The sequence below is a fragment of the Rhizobium sp. C4 genome (genome assembly GCF_021026315.1).
In the GTDB taxonomy this organism is placed as follows: domain Bacteria; phylum Pseudomonadota; class Alphaproteobacteria; order Rhizobiales; family Rhizobiaceae; genus Ensifer_A.
Genome location: NZ_JAJNCX010000028.1, coordinates 1 through 21,658, shown reverse-complemented (window position 1 = coordinate 21,658; position 21,658 = coordinate 1). Strand labels below are relative to the sequence as shown.

Genomic DNA, 21,658 nt, shown 5'->3' with positions numbered 1-21,658 from the left:
GCGGGGGCGGACCGGGCGTTGAGATCCAAGTTCGTTGAGTGACAAGGACTGAAACGGGGCGTCTGGGACGCCATATTACTTATTCAATTACGAGGTGTTGCAGACGCCCCGGCCGATCTTCTGTGAAGGGGATCATGAGAATGAAGCAAACCCCGGAGGCGGATCGCCTGCCGGGCTTTTGGCGCGCCGCCAATCTCCCCCCTTGCGGGGGAGATGTCACGAAGTGACAGAGGGGGGTGCCACACACGAGACGTTCAATGGAAGCCGAGTATGCCGCACCATACCCCCCTCTGCCCTGCCGGGCATCTCCCCCGCAAGGGGGGAGATTGGCAAGAGGCGCTGCCGCAAACCCCTTCTACCCACCGGGAGAAAATGCCGGCAGGCAGATGAGGGGGCGGGGCACAGCGGTTGTGGCTGCCCCTTTGAGGGGGAGTCTTTTTCACCGGGCTGGAACTGACGGGATCAGGCGCCCTCCCCCTTGCGCATCAACAGGCGCTCGTGACAATGCGCCGGCAAAACGAGGAGTGAGTTCATGTCCGCATCAGCCCCAGACCCGACAAATGTCCGCACTGGCCCCTCTACCCGCGCCGACTACCGCGCCTTTCGCACCATCCAGACGCGCTGGATGGACAATGACATCTACGGCCACATGAACAATGTCGTGCATTATTCGCTCTTCGACACCGCCGTGAATGGCTGGCTGATCGAGGCGGGGCTGCTGGATCTGAAGGCCGGAACCGAAGTGGGCCTCGTGGTGGAAACCGGCTGCCGCTATCATGCCGAAATGATGTTTCCGGATGTGGTGAGCGCCGGCATTCGCGTTGCCCGCATCGGCTCGTCCTCGGTCCGCTACGAGGTCGGCCTCTTCCGCAACGACGAGGAGACGGCAAGCGCCGAAGGCTTCTTCATCCACGTCTATGTCGACCGGGAAACCCGCCGCCCGAAGGCGCTGAGCGAGGCGATGCGCAAGGCGCTCTCTGAGATTGCAGGTTAAGGCCCCGCCGCAGGGATCGGCGGGGCCTTCGGGCAATTCCGGGTAGACCGTGAAAACCGTTTCGCGTCCGGAATTGCCTCAATACAGGCAGACGGGTGTCACGCCGGCATGAACGAGCCGAACGTGACCTCCGTGTCGATGACCGGGACCATCGCACCGCGCGAATGCGAATAGACATCGCTGGTCCCCGTGACCTGGAAGCCGAGCCTGTCCTGCACCTTCAGCGAGGCCGGATTGTCGGCAATGGCGCCGGCAAAGAGCGTCTCGCCCATCATCCGGGCAAAGAAGCGCTCGATGACGGCGCCCGCCGCCTCGCGCATGTAGCCATCGCCCCAGTGGGCGGGAGACAGCCAGTAGCCGAGGTGCCAGCCGGTGCGGTCGCCCGCTTCCCGCCACTCGATGGTGATGCAGCCTTCCAGCGCACCGCCATCGAAGGTGATCGCATAGGCCCAGCCGTTGATATCGCCGGCATCCCAGAGCCGGATCCAGTCCAGCGCATCGTCGCTGGCATAGGGAACCGGAACCGAGGTCAGCATGCGCACAACCCGGATATCCTGCATGGCGGCAGCAATCCGGTACTGGTCTTCCGGCTTCAGCTTGCGCAGCGTCAGCCGCGGCGTGCGGATGGTCGGCTGGGTGGCGAAGTCGAGGCTGCGGGCGGATGCCATGGCGCGACGTTGTCCATACTGCGGAAGTGCCAGCGCGCTCATCTCGAACCTCCCCAGCTTCTCAACGACATCCAGGTGCGCCGGTCGAGCCGGTACCATTCGACCGGAACCGGCCCGCCCATGGCGAGAACCGGAACCATGCCGGTGCCCTGGAACTGGAACCCGCACTTGTGGATGACCCGCCGCGAGGCGACATTGACGACACGGCAACGCGCATCGATCGTCTCGATGGGACCTGACCGGAACGCCATGTCGACGAGAACCTGCGTGGCTTCCGTCGCATAGCCCTGGTTCCAGAACGGCTCGCCCAGCCAGTAGCCGATCTCGGCACGGGTAGGGTCGCTTGCATCCTGCTCGATCCCGCAGCAACCGAGGAATCGACCGTCATCCGCCTTGGTGATGGCATAGACGGCCTTGCCAATCCCGCCATGGGCGGCACGACCGACAAAGGCTCGGGCATCGGCCACCGTATAGGGGTGGGGCATGCGCGAAACCATGGTGGCGACTTTGGCATTGTTGGCGAGATGGGCAAGGGCGTCGATGTCATCAATGTGGGGAGCGCGCAAAACCAGCCGCTCGGATAACAGGACGGGGGACGCACTTAACGCCCTTTGCGGCTCTGGCCGCTCCAGCGGGGACCGGGATGGCCCCTCTCTCAACAGTTCGCTTTGCATCGGTTCAGTCCTTTCAGAGACAAAAGAAAAAGGGGAGTTGGGTATCGCCCCATCTCCCCTTTTTTGTCTCTGGTCTGAACCTGATTTTCAGGTGCGCCAGCCGGGTCTGATGAGACGCCGGCTGTTTTAGAGCGCTACCGGCTTATTCCGCTGCTTCCGCCGCTTTCGGCATCACGGACACGTACGTGCGGCCGTTGCCTTTCGTACGGAAGTTCACATTGCCGGCGGTAAGCGCAAAAATCGTGTGGTCCTTGCCCAGGCCGACATTGTCGCCCAGGTGCCACTGCGTACCGCGCTGACGCACGATGATGTTGCCTGCGATGACGGCTTCGCCGCCAAACTTCTTCACGCCAAGGCGCTTGGACTGCGAGTCGCGACCGTTGCGCGAGGAGCCGCCAGCTTTTTTGTGTGCCATGGGAGTTCTCCTTTAAACCTTGTTCTTACTTGCCGGCCGCGATGTCCAGGATACGGACAGTCGTCTGATGCTGGCGATGACCACGGGTGCGCTTGGAATTCTGCCGACGGCGCTTCTTGAAGGCGATAACCTTCTTGGCGCGGCCCTGTTCGACAACTTCCGCCGTCACGATAGCGCCTTCCACAACGGGAGCGCCGATCTTCGTGCCAACCATGAGAACTTCGGTGAATTCGATCTTGGCGCCTGCTTCGCCTTCCAGCTTTTCAACTGTGACGACGTCGTTGGCGGCCACGCGGTACTGCTTACCGCCGGTCTTGATGACTGCGAACATTTTTTAACCTTTCATGTCCGTTCCGGCTCTTTCTGCACGATCTGCACAGACGGCCGTCTTTTTATCAGTCGATTGAGCAGGAATTCCAAAGCCTTGCAGCTTCAACCCACCTGCCGGTGAAACCCCGCATGTGCTGCGGGCGCAAACAGCGGACAGAGTCCATGCCATTTGACCGTGGCGGGATACGTGAAGGTTTAAAGACTGTCAAGCCAAGCCTCTTTGATTTCTTGCATTTTCGCTCTTGCCAGCCCATCCATCTCTCGCTATGAGACAGCCCGCGCGGCAAACCGCGCCGACCAGACATGCGGAGAGGTGGCAGAGTGGTCGAATGCACCGCACTCGAAATGCGGCATACCTTCACGGGTATCGTGGGTTCAAATCCCACCCTCTCCGCCATCGTACAAACACTCTCCTCCAATTTCCCCGCAAGTGTTTGAGCCTCATACGCTTTTCTGAGTGATCTGCCCCAACCAAGGGCCAGAATCTTGACCAAGAAGCCAATTGTAACAGCCATTGTAACATCCGCTGTAACAACCGTTGTATCATCCGAGCCGACGATACAGACCCCTCCGGAAGCGGAAATCATTTCCTCATCGAAACGGATTCGTAAGCCGCGTGCGCCATCTTCGGAACGCTATCTCGTGCGTGCCGGATCGGCCTGGGTGTTCCAGTTGCGTATTCCGGCGTCTGTGGGAGGCAGGGGCTTGCGGCCGATCCGCATCGGGCTAGGCGTGCTGCCGAAGCGCGAGGCGCGCGAGATCGCCGATCGATTGGCAGCGGTAGCCCGGGTGAGATTCAGGGAGCTTGCAAAAAGCATGGTTGGTACAGAACCAGACAGCAATGACGACGACGAGCAGCGGGCCATGCTTCTCGTGCAGCTGACCATGATGATGAAGTCAACGCTTTTCGACATACGCAACCCACCATCGGAACCTCCAGCCGATGAGGCCCGTGGGCTCGCATTCATGAAGGATGTCGTCAGCTATGCGCAGCAGCTTTCTGCCAAGCAGCAAGGCCTGCCGCATCAGTCCGTAATCGCCGACAACGCGGAGGCGCTCGCCACCCTCCGATATCAGAAATTCGAGAAGGAACTTCGAGACGGGAAAGCCTCCGAGCCTCAGCTCTTTGCTTCACCGCCACCTACACCCCTGACGGCAGCCGAGCCGAGGGCTGAGCAGCCAGAGCCGAACTCCGCTGCCGCCCACATGCCCTCAGGCGCACCGACGAAAACATCAGACGCACCCTTAATTAAGGCACGCGGTGCATCCGGGCGCATCAACGTCGACAGGACACCCGCTTATGAGCAGGACCGCAAATCAGTTGACCGCGCTCCGTCGACAAAGCCATTGTTCAGCCAGATCGCGAGCGAATATCTGTCTGATCGCTACCAGAGCAAGACCGAAAAGGCGAAGGACGTCAAAACCGCCGAAATGCGCCTCAACATGTTTCTAGAGCTGATTGGTGATCACCCGATCGACACCTACACGGCGACCGACCTTCAAGCTTTTGTCCACCTCATGGGAAAATGGCCAGCGAAAGAGAAAGATCGCCCAGCAGGGATGTCGACAATTGACATCATCCGCTGGAACGCAGAACTTCAAGTCTTGCCGCTCGCCAAGGCGACCTTGGAAGACGGCTACGTGGCGGTCGTCAAATCAGTCTTCGGCTCGCAGACCACAAAGTACGACTACGTCAATCCAATGCGAGACGCCTCTCTGCGCTATCCCGACAGCGCGCGAAAAAAAGTTTCGGCGGAACCACTTGGTTCCGACAAGATTTCAAAGCTTTTCGAAGTGGGAGTAAGCTCGGGGTTCATGGATGAGGCAATGCTACCGCTTATCGGCCTGATGACAGGCCGGCGGATAGGGCTTCTCGTTCATCTCCGTGGCAGCGATATCCGCAAGAAATACGACGACGTCGCGGTGGCACAAGTCACCAATCTCATCCAGGTGGGCGGCCGTTGGAAAACCGTCCCGGTGAAGACCGATGACAGCGTCAAGTTCTTTGTGCTTCACAACTTCCTGAACGAGATCGGATTTGTCGACTGGACTCAGACGATTGGCGACGAGTTTATATTTCCCGAGCTCATGAAGAAGGCGGATCCATCAAAGACAGCGTCTCAGTATATGGGGCGGCTCTATGCGCGGGCTGGCATCAAAGATACCCGAGGCGAGGTATTCCACTCACTGCGCGGCGGCTTTATCGCCGAAGGACGTGATCAGGATGTCCGTGATCGCGATCTTCGGCTCCAGGCGGGTCACGACGCTGGCGAAGACGAACATTCGAAGTACGGTTTCCGGCACATCACGGAAAAGTCGGCGCATAACATAGCCAATCTGCCGCTCAATCCGGATATTGATTTCAGCGTGTTCATGGGACTCGATTTCGACGCGATGTGGAAGAAGAAACGGACTTTGGGACGTGCAATCGGAACCAAGTCTAAAGATCCACTCGAGAAGCTGGAATGACGCTGCGCGGAGAATGGCGAAGCGGAAATTATTTCCGCTTCGCGCCTCGCTAATACGGCCGAAGGGACCTCGCTGAACGTCAACAAGCCTGTGAAATAAAAAACGGTTCTGGACTCGATAGGTTTTTGTTCCTATTTTGTTCACTCATGCCGAACCCCAAGTTTGAAGACAACCGAAACCCTAATGATCGGACTCTGCGTGATGTGGTGGACGATCGGCTGGCGCTGTTTTTCGAATGCGCAAGCTGTGAGAGGCTCTCGCAGAGCTACATCTTGGCACTCGTCTGGCGGTTCGGCCCCGACACCAAGATCGAAACCGTTCGCTTCAAGGTCGTCTGCTCGCGGTGCAACGCGCGCAGAGCGACACCGCTTCTTAAGAGTTTCTATTGGCGCGGAGATGCCGCCTGGTTTCCAAGGCCGCCGCTTGCGACCCGGTGAAACGGGTGATTTGCAGCCCCACGCCTCGGGTTTGCTGGGGGCTTTCCAGCCTTAGATCATGCTGTTATGTTCCATATTTGTTCTGACTGCGCCGACAATTCGATGCAGGCAACACTTTTGCGATGCGACGGGGACGGATGGCAGCATATCTGGAAAAACTGAACGACCGGCAGCGTGATGCAGTCGTGCATGGCGTCGGTGCTGAAGACGGATCGATCGGCGGTCCGCTTCTCATCATTGCAGGAGCTGGATCGGGAAAGACCAATACCCTGGCGCACCGCGTGGCGCACCTCATCGTCAATGGCGCGGATCCGCGCCGCATTCTGCTCATGACCTTCTCTCGTCGCGCTGCCTCCGAGATGGGACGCCGGGTTGAGCGCATCTGTCGCCAAGTGCTGGGCGACAATGCTGCGATCATGACCGATGCGCTGGCTTGGGCTGGAACGTTTCATGGGATTGGCGCGCGGCTCCTGCGCATGTATGCCGACCAGATCGGGTTGAATGTCGATTTCACGATCCACGATCGCGAGGACAGCGCCGACCTGATGAATCTGGTCCGCCACGAGCTCGGCCTCTCCAAGACCGAGAGCCGCTTCCCGACAAAAGGAACCTGCCTTGCCATTTATTCTCGCGTCGTCAACGCGCAGACCTCGATCACTGAGGTGCTTAAGGGAGCCTATCCTTGGGCCACCGGCTGGGAGGCAGAGCTGAAGCGGCTCTTTTCTTCCTATGTCGAGGCCAAGCAGGCGCAGAACGTCCTCGATTATGACGACTTGCTTCTCTACTGGGCGCAGATGATGTCGGATGCGGAACTGGTCGACGATATCGGCGGCCGCTTCGACTACGTCCTGGTGGACGAGTATCAGGACACCAACCGCCTGCAGGCCTCCGTCCTCATGGCGATGAAGCCGGGCGGCCGCGGGCTGACCGTCGTCGGAGACGATGCCCAGTCAATCTATTCGTTCCGGGCCGCCACCGTTCGCAACATCCTCGACTTCCCGAACGAGTTCTCGCCGAAGCCTGCCGACATCATCACACTCGACCGTAACTATCGCTCGACGCAGCCGATCCTCTCGGCCGCCAATGGCGTCATTGATCTCGCCCGCGAACGCTTCACCAAGAACCTCTGGACGGACCGTGAGTCCGATCAGCGCCCTCTCCTCGTCACGGTCAAGGACGAGAACGATCAGGCGAACTACATCGTCGAACAGGTGTTGGCGAACCGAGAGATCGGCATGACGCTGAAGCAGCAGGCAGTCCTCTTCCGCACGTCCAGCCATAGCGGCGCGCTGGAAGTCGAACTCACCCGGCGCAATATCCCCTTCGTGAAGTTTGGCGGCCTCAAGTTCCTGGATAGCGCCCATGTGAAGGATCTGCTCGCAACGCTCCGCTTTGCGCAGAACCCGAGAGACAGGGTGGCAGGGTTTCGGATCCTCCAGATGCTGCCGGGGATCGGCCCGCAGACGGCAGGCAAGATCCTCGACACGATCGCGGCCGACCCCGAGCCCTTGCAGTCGCTTGCAGAAATCCCTCCGCCGCCGAAGACGGGTGAAGATTGGCCTGCCTTCATCAAGCTCGTCTCCAGTCTCCGCAAAGCCGAGGGCGGATGGCCGGGTGAGATGGAGATCGCCCGCCTCTGGTATGAACCGCATCTCGACCGACTTCATGAAGATGCCGATACCCGCAAAGCCGACCTTCTTCAGCTCGAGCAGATCGCCAGTGGCTATCCGAGCCGCGAGCGTTTTCTGACGGAACTGACGCTTGATCCGCCAGACGCAACCAGCGACCAGGCAGGCGTGCCGCTGCTGGACGAGGATTACCTCATCCTCTCGACCATCCATTCCGCCAAGGGACAGGAATGGCGTTCGGTCTTCATGCTGAACGTGGTCGATGGCTGCATGCCCTCCGACCTCGGAGCGGGAACAACCGCAGAACTCGAAGAGGAACGCCGGCTGCTCTATGTCGGGATGACGCGGGCGCGTGATCACCTCGCCCTCATCACGCCGCAACGCTTCTTCACCCACGGGCAGAATGCGCAGGGCGATCGGCATGTCTACGCCTCGCGCACGCGGTTCATCCCGGCAACGCTGCTGCAATTCTTCGAGACGACGAGCTGGCCGAAGGTCTCTGCTGCCGCCAGCGAACGCAGCGCCCGCCAGATCAGGATCGACGTTGGCGCGAGAATGCGCGGCATGTGGCAATAGGAGGAGCGCCCTATGTGCAATCTCTACAACATCACGACGACGCGCGATGCCGTCATGGCCTTCACAAAAGCCTTCACCGACAAGGCAGGCTGGAACCAGCCATCGCTCGACGTCTACCCCGGCACGCTTGCCCCGATCGTCCGCGTCGGTGCAGATGGGACCAGAGAGATCGCAAGCTGCACCTGGGGCATGCCGACACCGCCAGCCTTTCTCAAAGGCAATTACGATCCGGGCGTCACCAATATCCGCAACGTGAACTCACCCCACTGGCGGCGCTGGCTTGGGCCTTCCAGTCGCTGTGTCGTTCCCTTCACGTCCTTCGCCGAGCCTGACCCCGCAAGCAAGGTCGAAGGCGGTCGGGTGCCGAACGCCTGGTTTGCGCAAAATCCAGATCGGCCGCTGATGTTCTTTGCGGGCTTCTGGACGCCGTGGAAGGGTGTCAAGAAGGTAAGAGACGGAGAGCGCGAGTTCGAGCTCTACGGCTTTCTCACCACCACGCCCAACGAGATCGTCGCACCGATCCATCAGAAGGCCATGCCGGCGATCCTGACGACGCCTGAAGAGGTGGATCTCTGGCTGACCGGTGAGTGGGATCAGGTGAAGCACCTCCAGCGTCCCCTGCCCGCTAGCATGCTGATCCTGGTCGAGCCTCCGGCAAATCCGACAGATAAGATGTAGCGCTGAGCGATGATGCCATGACAGGCTTGGCGGTTTTAAAGACAGACGAGAACTTGCAGGGCACGGTTGACGCACCCGTGCGCAAGATCATCCACGTCGACATGGACGCTTTCTATGCCTCCGTGGAGCAACGCGACAATCCGGAACTCCGCGGTAAGCCTGTCGCGGTCGGCGGATCAGCAGCGCGTGGTGTCGTGGCAGCAGCGAGCTACGAGGCCCGCACCTTCGGTGTCCGATCAGCCCTGCCATCGGTCACAGCCAAGCGGCGCTGTCCGGACCTCATCTTCGTCAAGCCACGCTTCGATGTCTATCGCGCCGTCTCTGCTCAAATCCGCGAGATCTTTGCCGAGCATACCGACCTGATCGAGCCGCTGTCTCTGGACGAGGCCTATCTCGACGTCACGCAGAACAAGCAAGGGATTGCGATAGCAACCGATATCGCCACCCGGATCCGGGCGCGCATAAAGGAGGTTACAGGCCTGAACGCATCTGCCGGGATTTCCTACTGCAAGTTCCTGGCGAAGATGGCCAGCGATCTGAACAAGCCGAACGGCCAGGCGGTGATCACGCCCAAGAACGGGCCCGCCTTCGTCGAGGCGCTGGAGGTGAAGAAGTTTCATGGCGTCGGGCCTGCAACGGCCGCCAAGATGGAACGGTTGGGCATTCTGACAGGTGCTGACCTGAAGGCGAAGTCACTCGATTTCCTGCAGGCGAACTTCGGCAAGTCTGGCGGATGGTATTATCGGATTTCGAGAGGGATCGACGAGCGGCCCGTGCAGCCGGATCGACCTCGCAGATCGATCGGAGCCGAAGACACGTTCATGGCCGACATCTTCGATCTTGAGGCGGCCAAGAGCGAATTGGTTCCGCTCGCCGAGAAGGTCTGGCGGCATTGCGAGGCGAGGCAGATCAGCGGGCGCACGGTGACACTGAAGGTGAAGTTTGCGGATTTCCAGCAGATCACGCGCAGCAAGACTTTGCCGATACCGTTTGCAAGCGAACGGGAGATGCAAGGGTCTGCTGCGCTCCTCCTGGGAGAAGTCTTTCCCATCTCGAAGGGAATTCGGCTTTTGGGAATTACGCTCTCGTCGCTCCAAGACAGAGTGACAGATCTGACCACGAACCAGTTCACGTTGTTCTAGCGGGCGAGATGCTCGAATGACCGTTCTGGGGCCGCAAACGGACTGTCAGATGTTGGGCACCGAATGGCGATAGCGGACATCCGGGCATCTGGCGATGTGGTCCGAGTTCGGCCCGTGGCGGTCGTTGAAAACATCCCGCCGGAACGCTGATTCGATGAAACTAGGGCTTGTAAACGCCGTCGAGGACTAGCGGGCTGCCTAAGCATAGAAGCGGCTTTGTGCCGTCCTCTCCGCCATTCGCGTCCAGGTCCACGCGCATCGAACCTGGAGACATCTCCTTGATCATTTGGAATCTTTGCCATGCGAGGTTTGCACCGGCTAGTTCACAGCTTGTGCAGCAACACACGTGCTAAATCGCTGAATTGGTGGAAGGGCACAGGCTCAAGCTGATTTCCTTCACGTACGGCAAGGCCTCGCGTGAGCGCTGCGGCCGCGCCTGCGGCAGCGAGCCAGAACCAATCTGGTGCAGGGTCGGGTGCCGCGTCTACCGCCGAGCGAATGCGATCACGAACAGGTGGATGGGTCTCGGAGCCCAGCCTTTGCGATGGCGGTGTGATGGCCACTATGGAAAGCTTCGCGAACAGTATGCCTAGCGATCGCTTTGCTGCAACTGCAGCAGGATCGGTCTGATGGTCGCGGGCGTACTCATCAACTCGGCCGAGCATCATGTCTCGGGCAAAACGATCGCACTCGATCTCCTCCTCGACCGGAGCGAGCGTCTCTCCGTCGGCCTTGGCCAGTAAAACATGCCGTACCTCATGCAGAAAGGTATAGGCCGCAGCCATACACGCCAGGTCGAAACCAGCTTGTTCCGCGACACCGCCAGATCGAACCCCAGAGGCTGGAATGGGCACCCCAGCAGGCAAAGGAACTTCGTCAATCGACAGTGCCTCAGCCAGCGCTGCAACTGCACTGAGCGCCTCATCGAAGGCGGCATCGCCGACTGCTTGGTCGGGGATGCCGGCCAAGAGCCCTTCGTCGAACGGAAGCTGCGCCTTCGCCAAATGCAGGAGGGGCAAGGCGTAGAAGTCGGCAGCGCGCGAAAAGGCGTAAGTCAGTATCCAGAGTTGGCGCAAAGCAATCTCGTTGACCTGCACCACCCCGAAGCCGGCCTGCAACAGAAACCCTGTCCGATCTGAAAGGAAAGCGCGCTCGTCCGCGTCACCCCAAAGAGCTTTGATCTCCTCAAGGCGCTCCGGGGCCGCGCCACCTAACAGTAAGTCGATAGCCTTTGAGACATCTAGCATTGCGCTTTTCCTATACTTAGAACGGATTAGATAGCCGGGTACTAGCGCTACTAAGTGCTCGGTGACTAGCCGCGGACGTGACAGCGAGGATTTAATCTTCGCATCCGAAATTTGTCATTGGTCCTCTGTTTTACAAGTGAAGTGTCGGCCTAGAAGGGCTAATGTATCGCATGCAGACCTAACACACGGACGCTTGTCGGCTCCGATTGATCTTCCTTCCCTTGCCTCTTCTTTAGCGCTTCTGTGCACTACCGGCCGTCGGCCCAAATGCGAACTTTGCTTTTTAGGGCTAAAGGTCATCGCGACGACGTGATAGAAGCTGCTGCTGGTCCAAATCATAGGATGTCCAGCTCTGGGGATCGTACATCAGGATCGGTCTTCGCAGCCGGCCTAAGCCGCCTCACGGCAGAGGCATTTCGGGGAGCTCGGAGAAGTTGGCTTGCTTTCATAAGGGCATATCTTTGAACAAGCGTGTTGCGACAGCAAGTCTCGGGTCTTTCAGCTTGCCGATCTCTTTGCTCACGTGACGTACGAACTCATGCGTTGTTTCGTAGCAATCGTACGCCTCGTCAGCCGTTGGCAGGTATTCGGTGTTGGGCTGTGAGTAAGCTCCAGAGTCTATTATCGGCATTTGCGTTCACCTTCTACGATTCGGCGGCTCTTCGCAGCTTGGATCGGAGCGGAGCGCTCGTAAAGCGGCCCCCAGATGGACGCCACCAGAAGACTACGTCTCAGAGATGCGACAGGCGGCTTTGAGCCGCCTTTGTACAAGTCGAACCAACGACCGCTTTGGCGCGCGACGGCGACTAGACTTCGCTGCGGTAGATGGCCGCTTTCAGGAAAAGGGAAACAAAGGTGTGTACGTGCGATCTGGGGGGCGCAAGGCGGAAATAATTTCCGCCTTGCGCCCCCGTTTCGGTCCTTCGGTTCATATCCTAAAAATCTTAAAAGCAGCCGTTGGCGCAAGCGTTTAGGCGCGCCTACTCGAAGGCTTTGTAGAACCGCTCGAACACAGCTGGCTCCGAGAGAATGATGGTTTCCGGATTGCCCAGATGGGTGTAGCGGATCACATCCGATGCGGCGAGAATATCGTCGTAGAGGACCTGCCATCGGACAGCGTTGAAGCCTCCAGCCTCTTGGCACCGTAATGCCAGCCTGTGCAGCCAGTCCTTCCGATGTGGATTGAGATCCATGTTGGCGGATAGCTGTAGTTCTGCAGCTTGTACCTCCGTGACAAGACCACGATCTTTTAGGCCGCCGCAAATGTCACTGGCCAGCTGCATCCTGAGTGCCCCGCTAACGATATCGGTCCATGGCACAGACCGGCCCATACTGTTCATTATCCCGCCATATTCCACCGCACGGAGCAGGAGCCTTCGCACGAACGCGGCGGCGGCGTCCCCACGAATGGGAAGGACCGTTGCCAGCACGGCAGATGCACCGCAGCTCAGGAAGCCGTTCGCGATCGACGCATGGTTGCGGTCATGGGGATGGGTATCGCAAGCGCTCAGCACGACGATAGGCGGTACTCTAATATGGTCACGCAGGGACCAGATATCGATCGCCTCACCTCCGATGATAAGCCCTCCAGCCACCTTGTCGTTGATGTGCTGCCCATGGCTATCAACAATCAGCACAGGACCCTCATAGGCGTTCACCGCTGCGATGAATTCCTTGACAGAACGGGGCGTTCGTCGGGTGCCGTGGATTGGCCGCCCTTTGCTATCCTCAAGTTTGTCGATGGCCTGCGCGATGATCTCCGCGAGATGGTCCTTTTCATCGAACATCGACAGAAGCAAGAAATTACGGAAGCTCTCGGGCCTGACTTGTATCGGCGGACGGGGAAGCAGTTGCTCGATAAGGATGTTGCCCGGCGTCACGGGTATGCGCGACACGTCGGTGTAAAGCCCCAAAGGAAGCCCATCTATGGGCAACCATTCCAGCGCCGCGTCCGCGATGATTTTGATGCCGGATTTCGATCCTTGTATAAGCGCGAGATGCTCGGCCGGTACAGCGTCTCTAAGCGCGTTCTGGACAGTTCTGAACACTCTCGCAGTCTTGCTGTCGGGAGGATTTTCATAGGATCGCAGATGCGCCGAGAGCTGTGCCACAACACCATCTGTTCGGTTAACCGCTGGCGGCAACCGTATCGTCGCAGCCAGTGTAGATGCGGATCGCAATGCGATCGCCATAGACTGTAGCTTGAGCTCTGCCCCTCGCAAGCTCAAAATCGGACCGATAAGGTCCATGTCGTCTTCCTCGGCATGGAGGCCGAGGGTGAAGCCGCGCTGGCGGTCCATGGCCCGAAGAACCTTTTTCACGATCTCCGATGGTGCGCCTTGTTGGGCCCGTTCCTCAATCCTTCGATAGGAAGCCGGGGCGACCAGCGCGATATCGGGCTGGCGTGGATGAATTAGAAACGCCGCGCGATCGGCAATGTCATCGTGAAGCTTCAGTACGGCTTGCGTCGCTTCCGTTATTCCGCGGACATAACTCTCGTGCTCTGACACATTCAGATGACCTTCGGGATTATCTGGCGCGTCCTCCCCGATGCTCCGCAATGTCAGTTCGTTGGCAACGGTGACATTATGCCCGTGAAAGAACAGGCTCGAAGGCCGCGCCTCCAACGGTTTCCAGTTATCGAGGGCTTTCAGGCTGTCCCCGATATCGAGCTTGCGCTGCAATGTCCTGGCTTGGCGCAGCGCCATCCGGCAATAGAGGCGGAGCCGTTCCAATGTCAGTTCATCGGGTGCGAGCGCACCCACACCTGCAATCGTGCTGACATGAAGCGGTTTTAATGTCAGTGTTTTGCGCCATTTAGCCACCGCGTGCGCGACACCTGCATCTGCCGTGAACAGCACCATGAAGGGAGCAAGAGGCAGGGGTTTTCGCTTCTCGATCAGCGTATCGAGATTGACCGGACTCCAGATCCAATGCGCCATGCCGCCACGCCGTCGTGCCATCTGGTCTTTCGGCGGTATGCTCAGCTGCTCTATGTCAGTCGGCAGGAATGCAGGGAGGGCCAGCAGCGGAGCCAAGGGAATCAACCCCGGTGCAAACCCTTGAAACGGCGTCACCTCGTTCACTTCCCACGATTTCAGCGCGTAAATATAGAAAATATCGGGATGTGGTGTGACCATTGGGGCATCGTGGGACAAAGAAGGTGATCAGACCGGCTCGGTCTTACTGCTGGAAATACAGGGCACTCGAATACTGGGACCAGGACAGGCTTTTGACAGGCCTGACATGCGCCACCTGTCGGACCGATTTGATGGGGCGCACCGATCGGACTGATTTTACGGGCGAGATGCTTCGTACAGGCTTTGTTGGCCCGCCACTCGCGTCAGGCGAAAACAATGCAGGCTTGTTTTTTCGGTCGCAGAGCCAGCCATCGCTAAACCAGCCCAACAGTTTTCCGTTGAAGCCATAGACGCGATCGTCGCTGAAATAGCCAACGGGCTTTCCCGTCCAGAGATACAGATGCTCTCCGTCCGGCGTGTAACAAGTGGCCTTACCGCCTTTATCAAAAAAATCCATGACGCCTCCATCCTGCACTATCTTCAACGTAAAGTTTCGGAATGCTGGGCGAACGGGTACAATTTATGGGCCTATCACTACCTGTTAATCCACGGGACACCCAGCACAGAGCAATCATTTTACATAGAGACAGAACAAGATCAATTTGATGGCGGGAACGCGCCTTCAAGTCGGTCATAGACCCCGTCGTTGAGCCGACCTTAAGCGGACATCGTCTTGGGAGGAGGGCACGTCGCCTTCGCGCCGAATGCATTCATTGGTTGTTACAATTCAGGGAATACCCCGCTCTGATGTTCTCCTAACCGAGTTGTGACACGTAGGAAACGATCTTTCAGTTATACACAGAGCCGCCAACCAAACTGGAATTGCGCCTGTCACGCTGAAACAGCGGCTACAACGCATAGCGTTCGCAACAGTCTCTCCAACTCTGGTTTGTGGACAACTCAGATCTACCTCCGCAAAGTCGCCAGCATTCATGTATAGGTTGCAGGAGGGACGGAGATTGGTCGCGTAATGGTCACCAGGCAAAAAAGCAAACCCTATCGGATTCTTAGCCTTGATGGGGGCGGAGCCAAAGGTTTCTATACCCTTGGCGTACTGGCCGAAATCGAAGGACTTATTGGCTGCCGTTTGCACGAGCGTTTCGATCTTGTTTTCGGAACCAGTACTGGCTCTATAATTGGCTCCATGATCGCACTTGGTATGTCGGTGGACGAGATTCATGATCTGTACAAGAAGTTCGTGCCCGACATCATGAAGCTCAAGAAGCCGAACGATAAGTCGGCAAAGCTTGCAGAGTTGGCGAAAGAAATTTTCAAAAACGCCAAGTTCGATGACGTGAAGACGGCAGTTGGCGTCGTCACCACAAACTGGGACATCGAGCGCCCACTGATATTCAAGGCGAATATTTCGCAGGCCCATGGCCGGAAGGGCACCTTCCAGCCTGGATTTGGCGTCTCAATTGGAGACGCGGTGCAAGCATCCTGCTCCGCATTCCCATTCTTCGCTCCCAAGACCGTTACGAAAGCGAACGGCGACGAGGTGAAGCTTGTCGATGGCGGTTATTGTGCCAACAACCCTACCCTCTACGCCATAGCAGACGCCACAGGATCACTAAACATCGCGCACCAGGATTTGCGGGTGGTAAGCGTGGGTGTAGGGGTTTATCCCAGTCCCAAGGCCCCGCTGTTCAGCAAGATGTATTGGGCCAAATACCTCCTAAGCGTCCAGCTCCTGCAGAAGACGCTGGAGATCAACACGCAGTCCATGGATCAGCTCCGATCCATATTGTTCAAGGACGTGCCGACCGTGCGCATCAGCGACACGTTCGAGCAGCCTGAGATGGCAACCGATTTGTTCGAGCACAATCTAAAGAAACTGAACATGCTGAGACAGCGCGGGCGCGAATCGTTTGCGAAAGTCGAATCCACACTGAAAGATTTCCTCCTTTAGCGAATGAGAAAATGGCCGTTAGTGAAGCGCAGTTGGAAACTTGGTCCGCCCAAGGCAGCATTCAACAATCTGCTGCCACCTACAAGACAATCAGCGATGTCCTGAAAGACGCGCGATCCCCGTATCATCTGAAGAACTTCGATACATTCCTTCAAGGCTCATACGGCAACGATACAAATGTCTGGGCGGACAGTGACGTGGATATAGTTATCCGCCTCACCTCAGTATACTATTCGGATACCAGCAACCTATCCGCCATCGAAAAAGCAAACTTCGATAAGGGTTGGTCAAAGGCGGAATACTCCCTTGGGGCTTTCAAATCCGAAGTGACAGACTGGCTGACACGGAATTTCGGATCAAGCGTAACGTCCGGAAGCAAGGCAATCTTCGTACCAGGAAATTCATCCCGACGGGATGTAGATGTGCTCCCGTGCGCGGAGCATCGCACGTACATCTCCTACCAGGCCTACGGCGAACCAAACTACCGTGAAGGCATCGTTTTTTGGACCAACGACGGCACCGAAGTCATAAACTACCCGAAGCAGCACTCCGCGAACTGCACAGCCAAGCACCAAAATACAAAAGGCTACTTCAAACCAACGGTTCGGATTTTCAAAAACATCCGCAACCGGATGGTTACTGAGGGGCGACTTGGGGAGGGCATTGCCCCCTCATATTTTTTAGAGGGGATGCTGTGGAACGTGCCGAATAACCTGTTCGGCAGCAGCTATCAACAGACCGTAATTGACTGCTTCAACTACATTTACGGGATGCAAGATAAGTCGAGCCTCACTTGCGCTAACGGCATCCACTGGCTGCTCCGCCATGGGCACAAGGTGTGTTGGTCGCCGAATGATCACGAGACCTTCATGGAGACCTTCAAGAAATATTGGAATGAATTTTAATCTGACACGAGAATATACGACACCGATGACCAAACCTGCTCGCTTGGAACGTACAAAAATGGAAAGGCGAGCAAGCTTGCAACGATTCAGCGTCTTCAGGAGAATCTTGAGACGAAAACTGAGTCTAGAAACAGTTACGATGGCATTTCCCGCGAGGTGCGGACAATCCACGTTCACAAGAAGCACAAGCAGCCGAAATTTGCATAAGCGTAAGCATCTTGAGAAGAAGGACTTATGGGCCGCCGGGATGGCAATGACGGATCAGGATTCGGATGATGGACGGCAAGCTAATAAATTTGTTCATTTGGGGATGGCAGGAGCATTTTAGGATCAATCTAGAGCGCGTCGCCAATGGTGTCTTCAAGGAGATTGGCATCAAGGCCGAGCCCATTGTTCTTCTCGTGGGCGTTCGTCGGGAGGGCTTCGAAGACGCCCATCCGATATGCATTGAGCCGGAGAAGGACCGCTGGACCGTCGACATGTTCGAAGGTCTTGGCGAGGTAATTAAACAGAAGCGGCAGGAACATCCTGACCGCAACGTTTTTCACACACACCCGCGCATCATGGCGCAGCAACCAGAGCGAATTCTACGCGACGCCATAACCGAAGCAGTACGTGAAAAACTCGACAATGCTGACACCACTCTGGGCCTTCAAACGTTCTGCAGTTTCGCCGTCCCTATCGACAAGCACTACGTTGTCTGCGCGATTCAGGTACCGAAGTCCGCACTCGTGCCGTATCCCACTATCCCCCATGAATGGCTGCAGCGGACGAGCGAGACGAATTTCGCGCTGAGTTGCATAAGCGCAATTCTTATCGAAGCCCAGCACGCACTTGCGACGGCTGACCCCGACGGAAGTCATATGCGTGGCGCGAAGGAGGTCGTTGTCAGCGCCGCCAAATTCTTCATGCGTGTATCAGTCATCCCCGGCCAGCATGTAAAAACCGATATATTCCACCTGTTCACACAACTCTCACAACTACCATATGAAGGCGGGCGTGGCAGTGGGCGAATGGTATTCGCGCAGGAAGCCGACCCCCGGATCACATATGTCATTCGGTTTGCCGAGCCTGTGAGCCTTCAGGAGAAGCGGTGGGTTCGAAAGCTGCTGGAAATGTCGACCCAAGAAATGCCGCTTATCGCGAACTATGATCAAGCTTTCGGCTTGGGGTGCGTCGCCATTGATGGTGCGCCGATGTTTCACATAGACTTCATTGACCAGCACGACTGGCTGTTCCAGCGAAATGGCACAACGATGCTTCAATGCCGTTTTGGCGAACCCAGTTTGCCGCGTGACGCGGTCGACCCCGAAAGCTTTGCCGATTCACTTACTCGCCTCTTCCCAGAGATGACCAGCCAGATGCTGAAGATCCATCAAGCGGCGGTGATCGAGATGAGTAAACAGCCGCACGGAAGTATGATTGTGATCGGGCGGGACGCAGAACAGGAAGCCAATCGTCTCGCCGCGCAGGGAACTCGCATAGCACCCGCCTCCCTGACCAGTTCGCTTCTCAACAGAGCGTCCAAAATTGATGGCACCATATTAGTGGCCCCAGATGGAATATGTCACGCGATCGGCGTCATCCTTGACGGCGAGGCGAACGAGCGCTGCACGCCATCAAGAGGGGCTCGCTACAATTCGGCTATCCGCTATGTAGCAGCCGGGTCGGTGCCCCGGGTCGCGATAGTCATGTCCGACGACCGAACCCTTGATGTGATCCCGTTGCTCCGGCCCAGGATGAGTCGGCACATGATCGAGGCAGCTGTGGCCGCGCTCGAGGCGTCCAGCCTTGACAATTTCCATAAGCCGCGAAACAGGCTTACCGACCTCAGGTTTTATTTAAATCAGCATCAATGCGACCGGATCAATGCGGCGCTCGCTAGGTTAGACGCGATTCCGCGAGAGTCGTTCGAGCTAAGGTACATAGGCCCGCGATTCTTTACCGACCCGGCGATGAACGATAGCTACCTCGTCGCTTAGGCCTGTCCGCTTGAGGCGATAGAAGTTATCGTCTGGGCAGTGAGAATGGGGCTCATAATTGCCGGCCTTCCCAGCTGTTTTGAGAATCCGCTTCCTGCCGCGTCGCCCCATTTGCGGTCATTGGATTGGTAGGTAGTCAATGTCCGCTACGGGCCAAATTCACAGTTCGGTAGCAAGAACTTCGGCGTCCGCTTTTCGCGCCAGTTGCCTTGCCAACAGACGGTCCCCTCTCGGCCCCATAGCGGAAATAATTTCTGCTCCATCCGCAAAACAGCCAGCCATTGCCTATCGAAGCATCCTACGGTCAAAGTTTGGCAATTCCATTGTACTCACGTGCCTCCAATCAAAGCCTCTGCCTGACTGGCTTGTCATCTCCTAAACCTATTCAGATCAGAGCTGTTGTCGTATCCGTCGGCAGCGTTTGCCGATTTGATACGCGATCCGCTCAAGAACCCTGCTCGGATCTCCGGCGTTAGCCAGAATATGCCTCGCTACTTCCTCCGACGCCTTTTCTACCTGCGATGCGAGTTTCTTAGCCCGCTTGACGGTCGCTGCGCCGCTGAGACCAATCTCCTCGGCAAATACCTTCCAGTCGGCCGCATGGAGTTCAGCGGCAACAAACTTGCCACCGATGCCCTGGGCAAGGCTCTGATCGACATGAGGATAAACCGCCGCACACATCAGATCGTAGAGCGGAGCCATCTTCGCAGACCCGCCAGCACCGATCAAAACGGAATAGTTCTTGGCGTGAGAATCCGAATTGCAGATCAGCACATTGAATATGACCCCGTCCAATAGCGCCGTGCGCTCGGCCGGCGATACGTAACTGCTCACCGCGTCGAACATCATTTTCAGGGTCACGCCGCGACCGTCGGTGGAACGTTCATACTTCTGCGACGGGAAGCGCGCGGTGAGCTGGCAGAGGTCTTCCTGATGCAGTCTGCGGATTTCCCCATCTCGATCCTTGAAGCGGTCATAACGCTTGACCAGCAGATATCGCCGCCGACCAGCTTGGCCGATTGCCGCTTCGGCCGCATCCAATCCGCAGGCCCGCGCAAGCGCCAGACAGAAAGCCTCGTTTTCGACGCTCCTGGCCAGGCGATCAGTATCTGGCTTGAGGATATGCGTCGAGGGCGTGCCATCAACGGGAATGGAAATCTTCCCCGCCTCATCGACGAAAACGGGCAGCTTTTCCTGAACGCCTGCCAGCGACATCGAAACCCCGCGTTCGCCAACCAGAAACGGTTTTGCCGGAAGCTCGTTCAGGATGCGCTCGAGCGCGGCTTCGTCGGGAACGGGTTGCAGGTGAATACCTGCCTTTCTGGGCTCGCCGATCGACAGGGCACCCGCCGTGTCGCGCCCGATATGACCGAGCAACCCGACGATATCCTGCGGCGATACCTTGAGACGTTGACCGATCTCGGCCAGATGCGTTTCGGGAAGCAGATTGGCAAGCCAGGGCAACAATCGGTCGGCATCTATCGTCCCCGACCGAAGCGGCATGGTCAGCGATATCGGAAATGCCGAGCGGCGTGCCTCCCATGACGGATCGTAATCGAGCCGCCATCGATCCGTGAAGGTGAGACGCGCGACGGGGAAATTTTCGTAGAAGATGGAGGTCATCGCCTGTCACTGAAGGTGGGCAGGAAGTCGAGATCGTCCACCCCTTCCGGAAGCGATGGCGCGGAGGCTTTGATATCCCCGATCTCGAGGCCGACGGTGCGGGCAACGATCAGTGCCTTTTCGAGCTGACAACTTGGTTTGCCGGATTCGAGATCGACGATGAAGCGTTCACCCGTGCCGGAACGACTGGCAAGCTCGGCCTGGGTCCAGCCGAGACCCTTCCGCCTTTCCCTGATCAAAGCGCCGAAATCTCGGGCCGTGCGGATCATCTTCGCCTCCTGCAATGAAGCTTACCGTACAGGAAGGTTTTAGGAGAAACAAGTAGTCTCTTACCGAACGGGAAGCAAAACTACAATTCTGCATACCTTGCCCCGATCGGGAAGTTTCTACCGTAAGCGAGGTGAGGTGATTCACTCATCGAGCAATGCTTTTATCGCCGAAGGCCGTGATAAAAATGTTCGCGATCGCGATATCCGTCTTCAGGCAGGTCACGACGCCGGGGAAGACGAGCATTCCAAATACGGTTTCAAGCAGATCACCGGAAAGTCGGCGCACAACATAGCCAATCTGCCGCTCAATCCGGATATTGATTTTTCCATGTTCAGGGAGCTGGATTTCGACGCCATGTGGAGGAAGAAACGGACGATGGGGCGCGCGAACGGAAGCAAGAAGTCATAAAGTCCGCACGGAAACCGGAGTGAGACTGCGGGGTACTGACCTGCCACTGAACTTTCATCCGGCTGCGATTAGAGCCTCGGCGGTTTTTGATACGCCAAATGGCGCGGCTTGAGCAACCGGCGGAAACGCGTAGCTTTCACATTGCGCAGCGTTGGAGCTGGTTGCGGCGATTGTCCCGGCATAGGCTGCCGGGGTCTGGTATCCGAGCGACGAGTGTGGCCGG

General features: G+C 57.6%; 18 protein-coding genes, 1 tRNA gene and 1 pseudogene. 10 read left to right on the top strand and 10 right to left on the bottom strand.

The window, feature by feature from the left end:
* Positions 1–532 precede the first annotated feature (532 nt).
* A complete protein-coding gene (locus LQK84_RS24435; protein WP_442967017.1) occupies positions 533–994 on the top strand; it encodes an acyl-CoA thioesterase in 462 nt (153 codons plus the stop codon).
* A gap of 98 nt (positions 995–1,092) precedes the next feature.
* Here the strand turns inward: LQK84_RS24435 and LQK84_RS24430 are convergent, their stop codons facing one another.
* From LQK84_RS24430 to rplU, 4 genes are all read right to left on the bottom strand, one after another.
* Entirely contained in the window at positions 1,093–1,704 is a 612-nt protein-coding gene (locus tag LQK84_RS24430; protein ID WP_230831403.1) for a GNAT family N-acetyltransferase, read from the bottom strand.
* Entirely contained in the window at positions 1,701–2,336 is a 636-nt protein-coding gene (locus tag LQK84_RS24425) for a GNAT family N-acetyltransferase (protein ID WP_230831402.1), read from the bottom strand. Before LQK84_RS24425 ends, LQK84_RS24430 begins: the two co-directional genes overlap by 4 nt.
* A gap of 142 nt (positions 2,337–2,478) precedes the next feature.
* Positions 2,479–2,751 (bottom strand): 50S ribosomal protein L27, encoded by a 273-nt coding sequence (gene rpmA / locus LQK84_RS24420; protein ID WP_230831401.1) that lies wholly within the window; start codon positions 2,749–2,751, stop codon positions 2,479–2,481.
* A gap of 25 nt (positions 2,752–2,776) precedes the next feature.
* Positions 2,777–3,082, bottom strand: a complete 306-nt coding sequence (gene rplU / locus LQK84_RS24415) for a 50S ribosomal protein L21 (RefSeq protein ID WP_109856460.1) — start codon at positions 3,080–3,082, stop codon at positions 2,777–2,779.
* 306 nt (positions 3,083–3,388) lie between these two features.
* Here rplU and LQK84_RS24410 point away from each other — a divergent pair.
* From LQK84_RS24410 to dinB, 5 genes are all read left to right on the top strand, one after another.
* A tRNA-Ser gene (locus LQK84_RS24410) sits at positions 3,389–3,478 on the top strand.
* A gap of 89 nt (positions 3,479–3,567) precedes the next feature.
* On the top strand, positions 3,568–5,550 hold the full coding sequence (locus tag LQK84_RS24405) for a hypothetical protein (protein ID WP_230831400.1): 1,983 nt from the start codon (positions 3,568–3,570) through the stop codon (positions 5,548–5,550).
* 574 nt (positions 5,551–6,124) lie between these two features.
* Complete coding sequence (locus LQK84_RS24400) at positions 6,125–8,191, top strand: ATP-dependent helicase (RefSeq protein WP_230831399.1); 2,067 nt, start codon at positions 6,125–6,127, stop codon at positions 8,189–8,191.
* Positions 8,192–8,203: 12 nt separating this feature from the next.
* Positions 8,204–8,869 carry an SOS response-associated peptidase gene (locus LQK84_RS24395; protein WP_230831398.1) on the top strand — a complete coding sequence of 222 codons (666 nt, stop codon included), beginning with the start codon at positions 8,204–8,206 and terminating at the stop codon, positions 8,867–8,869.
* 17 nt (positions 8,870–8,886) lie between these two features.
* The gene (dinB, locus tag LQK84_RS24390) at positions 8,887–10,011 is read left to right on the top strand and encodes a DNA polymerase IV (RefSeq protein ID WP_269072247.1); all 1,125 of its coding nucleotides are present in this window, start codon (positions 8,887–8,889) and stop codon (positions 10,009–10,011) included.
* Between the two features lie 323 nt (positions 10,012–10,334).
* Here the strand turns inward: dinB and LQK84_RS24385 are convergent, their stop codons facing one another.
* The 3 genes from LQK84_RS24385 to LQK84_RS24375 form a co-directional block, all read right to left on the bottom strand.
* Positions 10,335–11,258, bottom strand: coding sequence for a phage exclusion protein Lit family protein (locus tag LQK84_RS24385; protein WP_230831397.1), 924 nt, complete (start codon positions 11,256–11,258; stop codon positions 10,335–10,337).
* A gap of 980 nt (positions 11,259–12,238) precedes the next feature.
* Entirely contained in the window at positions 12,239–14,398 is a 2,160-nt protein-coding gene (locus tag LQK84_RS24380; RefSeq protein WP_230831396.1) for a CHAT domain-containing protein, read from the bottom strand.
* A gap of 43 nt (positions 14,399–14,441) precedes the next feature.
* The gene (locus tag LQK84_RS24375) at positions 14,442–14,795 is read right to left on the bottom strand and encodes a 4-fold beta flower protein (RefSeq protein WP_230831395.1); all 354 of its coding nucleotides are present in this window, start codon (positions 14,793–14,795) and stop codon (positions 14,442–14,444) included.
* Between the two features lie 513 nt (positions 14,796–15,308).
* Here LQK84_RS24375 and LQK84_RS24370 point away from each other — a divergent pair.
* From LQK84_RS24370 to LQK84_RS24360, 3 genes are all read left to right on the top strand, one after another.
* Positions 15,309–16,247 carry a patatin-like phospholipase family protein gene (locus LQK84_RS24370; protein WP_230831394.1) on the top strand — a complete coding sequence of 313 codons (939 nt, stop codon included), beginning with the start codon at positions 15,309–15,311 and terminating at the stop codon, positions 16,245–16,247.
* Positions 16,248–16,258: 11 nt separating this feature from the next.
* The gene (locus LQK84_RS24365; RefSeq protein ID WP_230831393.1) at positions 16,259–17,152 is read left to right on the top strand and encodes a nucleotidyltransferase domain-containing protein; all 894 of its coding nucleotides are present in this window, start codon (positions 16,259–16,261) and stop codon (positions 17,150–17,152) included.
* Between the two features lie 272 nt (positions 17,153–17,424).
* Positions 17,425–19,134, top strand: a complete 1,710-nt coding sequence (locus LQK84_RS24360; RefSeq protein WP_230831392.1) for a DNA integrity scanning protein DisA nucleotide-binding domain protein — start codon at positions 17,425–17,427, stop codon at positions 19,132–19,134.
* A gap of 390 nt (positions 19,135–19,524) precedes the next feature.
* Here the strand turns inward: LQK84_RS24360 and LQK84_RS24355 are convergent, their stop codons facing one another.
* Together LQK84_RS24355 and LQK84_RS24350 are read right to left on the bottom strand one after the other, a co-directional pair.
* Positions 19,525–20,757: a type II toxin-antitoxin system HipA family toxin gene (locus LQK84_RS24355; RefSeq protein WP_230831391.1), complete on the bottom strand. Its 1,233-nt coding sequence runs from the start codon at positions 20,755–20,757 to the stop codon at positions 19,525–19,527.
* On the bottom strand, positions 20,754–21,026 hold the full coding sequence (locus LQK84_RS24350) for a helix-turn-helix transcriptional regulator (protein ID WP_230831390.1): 273 nt from the start codon (positions 21,024–21,026) through the stop codon (positions 20,754–20,756). Before LQK84_RS24350 ends, LQK84_RS24355 begins: the two co-directional genes overlap by 4 nt.
* A 136-nt stretch (positions 21,027–21,162) precedes the next feature.
* On the opposite strand from LQK84_RS24350, the gene LQK84_RS24345 reads away from it, so the two are divergent.
* The gene (locus LQK84_RS24345; RefSeq protein ID WP_230831389.1) at positions 21,163–21,435 is read left to right on the top strand and encodes a hypothetical protein; all 273 of its coding nucleotides are present in this window, start codon (positions 21,163–21,165) and stop codon (positions 21,433–21,435) included.
* Positions 21,436–21,489: 54 nt separating this feature from the next.
* Here the strand turns inward: LQK84_RS24345 and LQK84_RS24340 are convergent.
* Positions 21,490–21,658, bottom strand: a pseudogene (locus LQK84_RS24340) (IS3 family transposase); the annotation flags it as partial.

Coding starts and splice junctions, on each gene's coding strand:
- LQK84_RS24435 (WP_442967017.1), top strand. CDS start 533: ATGTCCGCATCAGCCCCAGACCCGACAAATGTCCGCACTGGCCCCTCT.
- LQK84_RS24430 (WP_230831403.1), bottom strand. CDS start 1,704: ATGAGCGCGCTGGCACTTCCGCAGTATGGACAACGTCGCGCCATGGCA.
- LQK84_RS24425 (WP_230831402.1), bottom strand. CDS start 2,336: ATGCAAAGCGAACTGTTGAGAGAGGGGCCATCCCGGTCCCCGCTGGAG.
- rpmA (WP_230831401.1), bottom strand. CDS start 2,751: ATGGCACACAAAAAAGCTGGCGGCTCCTCGCGCAACGGTCGCGACTCG.
- rplU (WP_109856460.1), bottom strand. CDS start 3,082: ATGTTCGCAGTCATCAAGACCGGCGGTAAGCAGTACCGCGTGGCCGCC.
- LQK84_RS24400 (WP_230831399.1), top strand. CDS start 6,125: ATGGCAGCATATCTGGAAAAACTGAACGACCGGCAGCGTGATGCAGTC.
- LQK84_RS24395 (WP_230831398.1), top strand. CDS start 8,204: ATGTGCAATCTCTACAACATCACGACGACGCGCGATGCCGTCATGGCC.
- dinB (WP_269072247.1), top strand. CDS start 8,887: ATGACAGGCTTGGCGGTTTTAAAGACAGACGAGAACTTGCAGGGCACG.
- LQK84_RS24385 (WP_230831397.1), bottom strand. CDS start 11,258: ATGCTAGATGTCTCAAAGGCTATCGACTTACTGTTAGGTGGCGCGGCC.
- LQK84_RS24380 (WP_230831396.1), bottom strand. CDS start 14,398: ATGGTCACACCACATCCCGATATTTTCTATATTTACGCGCTGAAATCG.
- LQK84_RS24375 (WP_230831395.1), bottom strand. CDS start 14,795: ATGGATTTTTTTGATAAAGGCGGTAAGGCCACTTGTTACACGCCGGAC.
- LQK84_RS24370 (WP_230831394.1), top strand. CDS start 15,309: ATGGTCACCAGGCAAAAAAGCAAACCCTATCGGATTCTTAGCCTTGAT.
- LQK84_RS24365 (WP_230831393.1), top strand. CDS start 16,259: ATGGCCGTTAGTGAAGCGCAGTTGGAAACTTGGTCCGCCCAAGGCAGC.
- LQK84_RS24360 (WP_230831392.1), top strand. CDS start 17,425: ATGATGGACGGCAAGCTAATAAATTTGTTCATTTGGGGATGGCAGGAG.
- LQK84_RS24355 (WP_230831391.1), bottom strand. CDS start 20,757: ATGACCTCCATCTTCTACGAAAATTTCCCCGTCGCGCGTCTCACCTTC.
- LQK84_RS24350 (WP_230831390.1), bottom strand. CDS start 21,026: ATGATCCGCACGGCCCGAGATTTCGGCGCTTTGATCAGGGAAAGGCGG.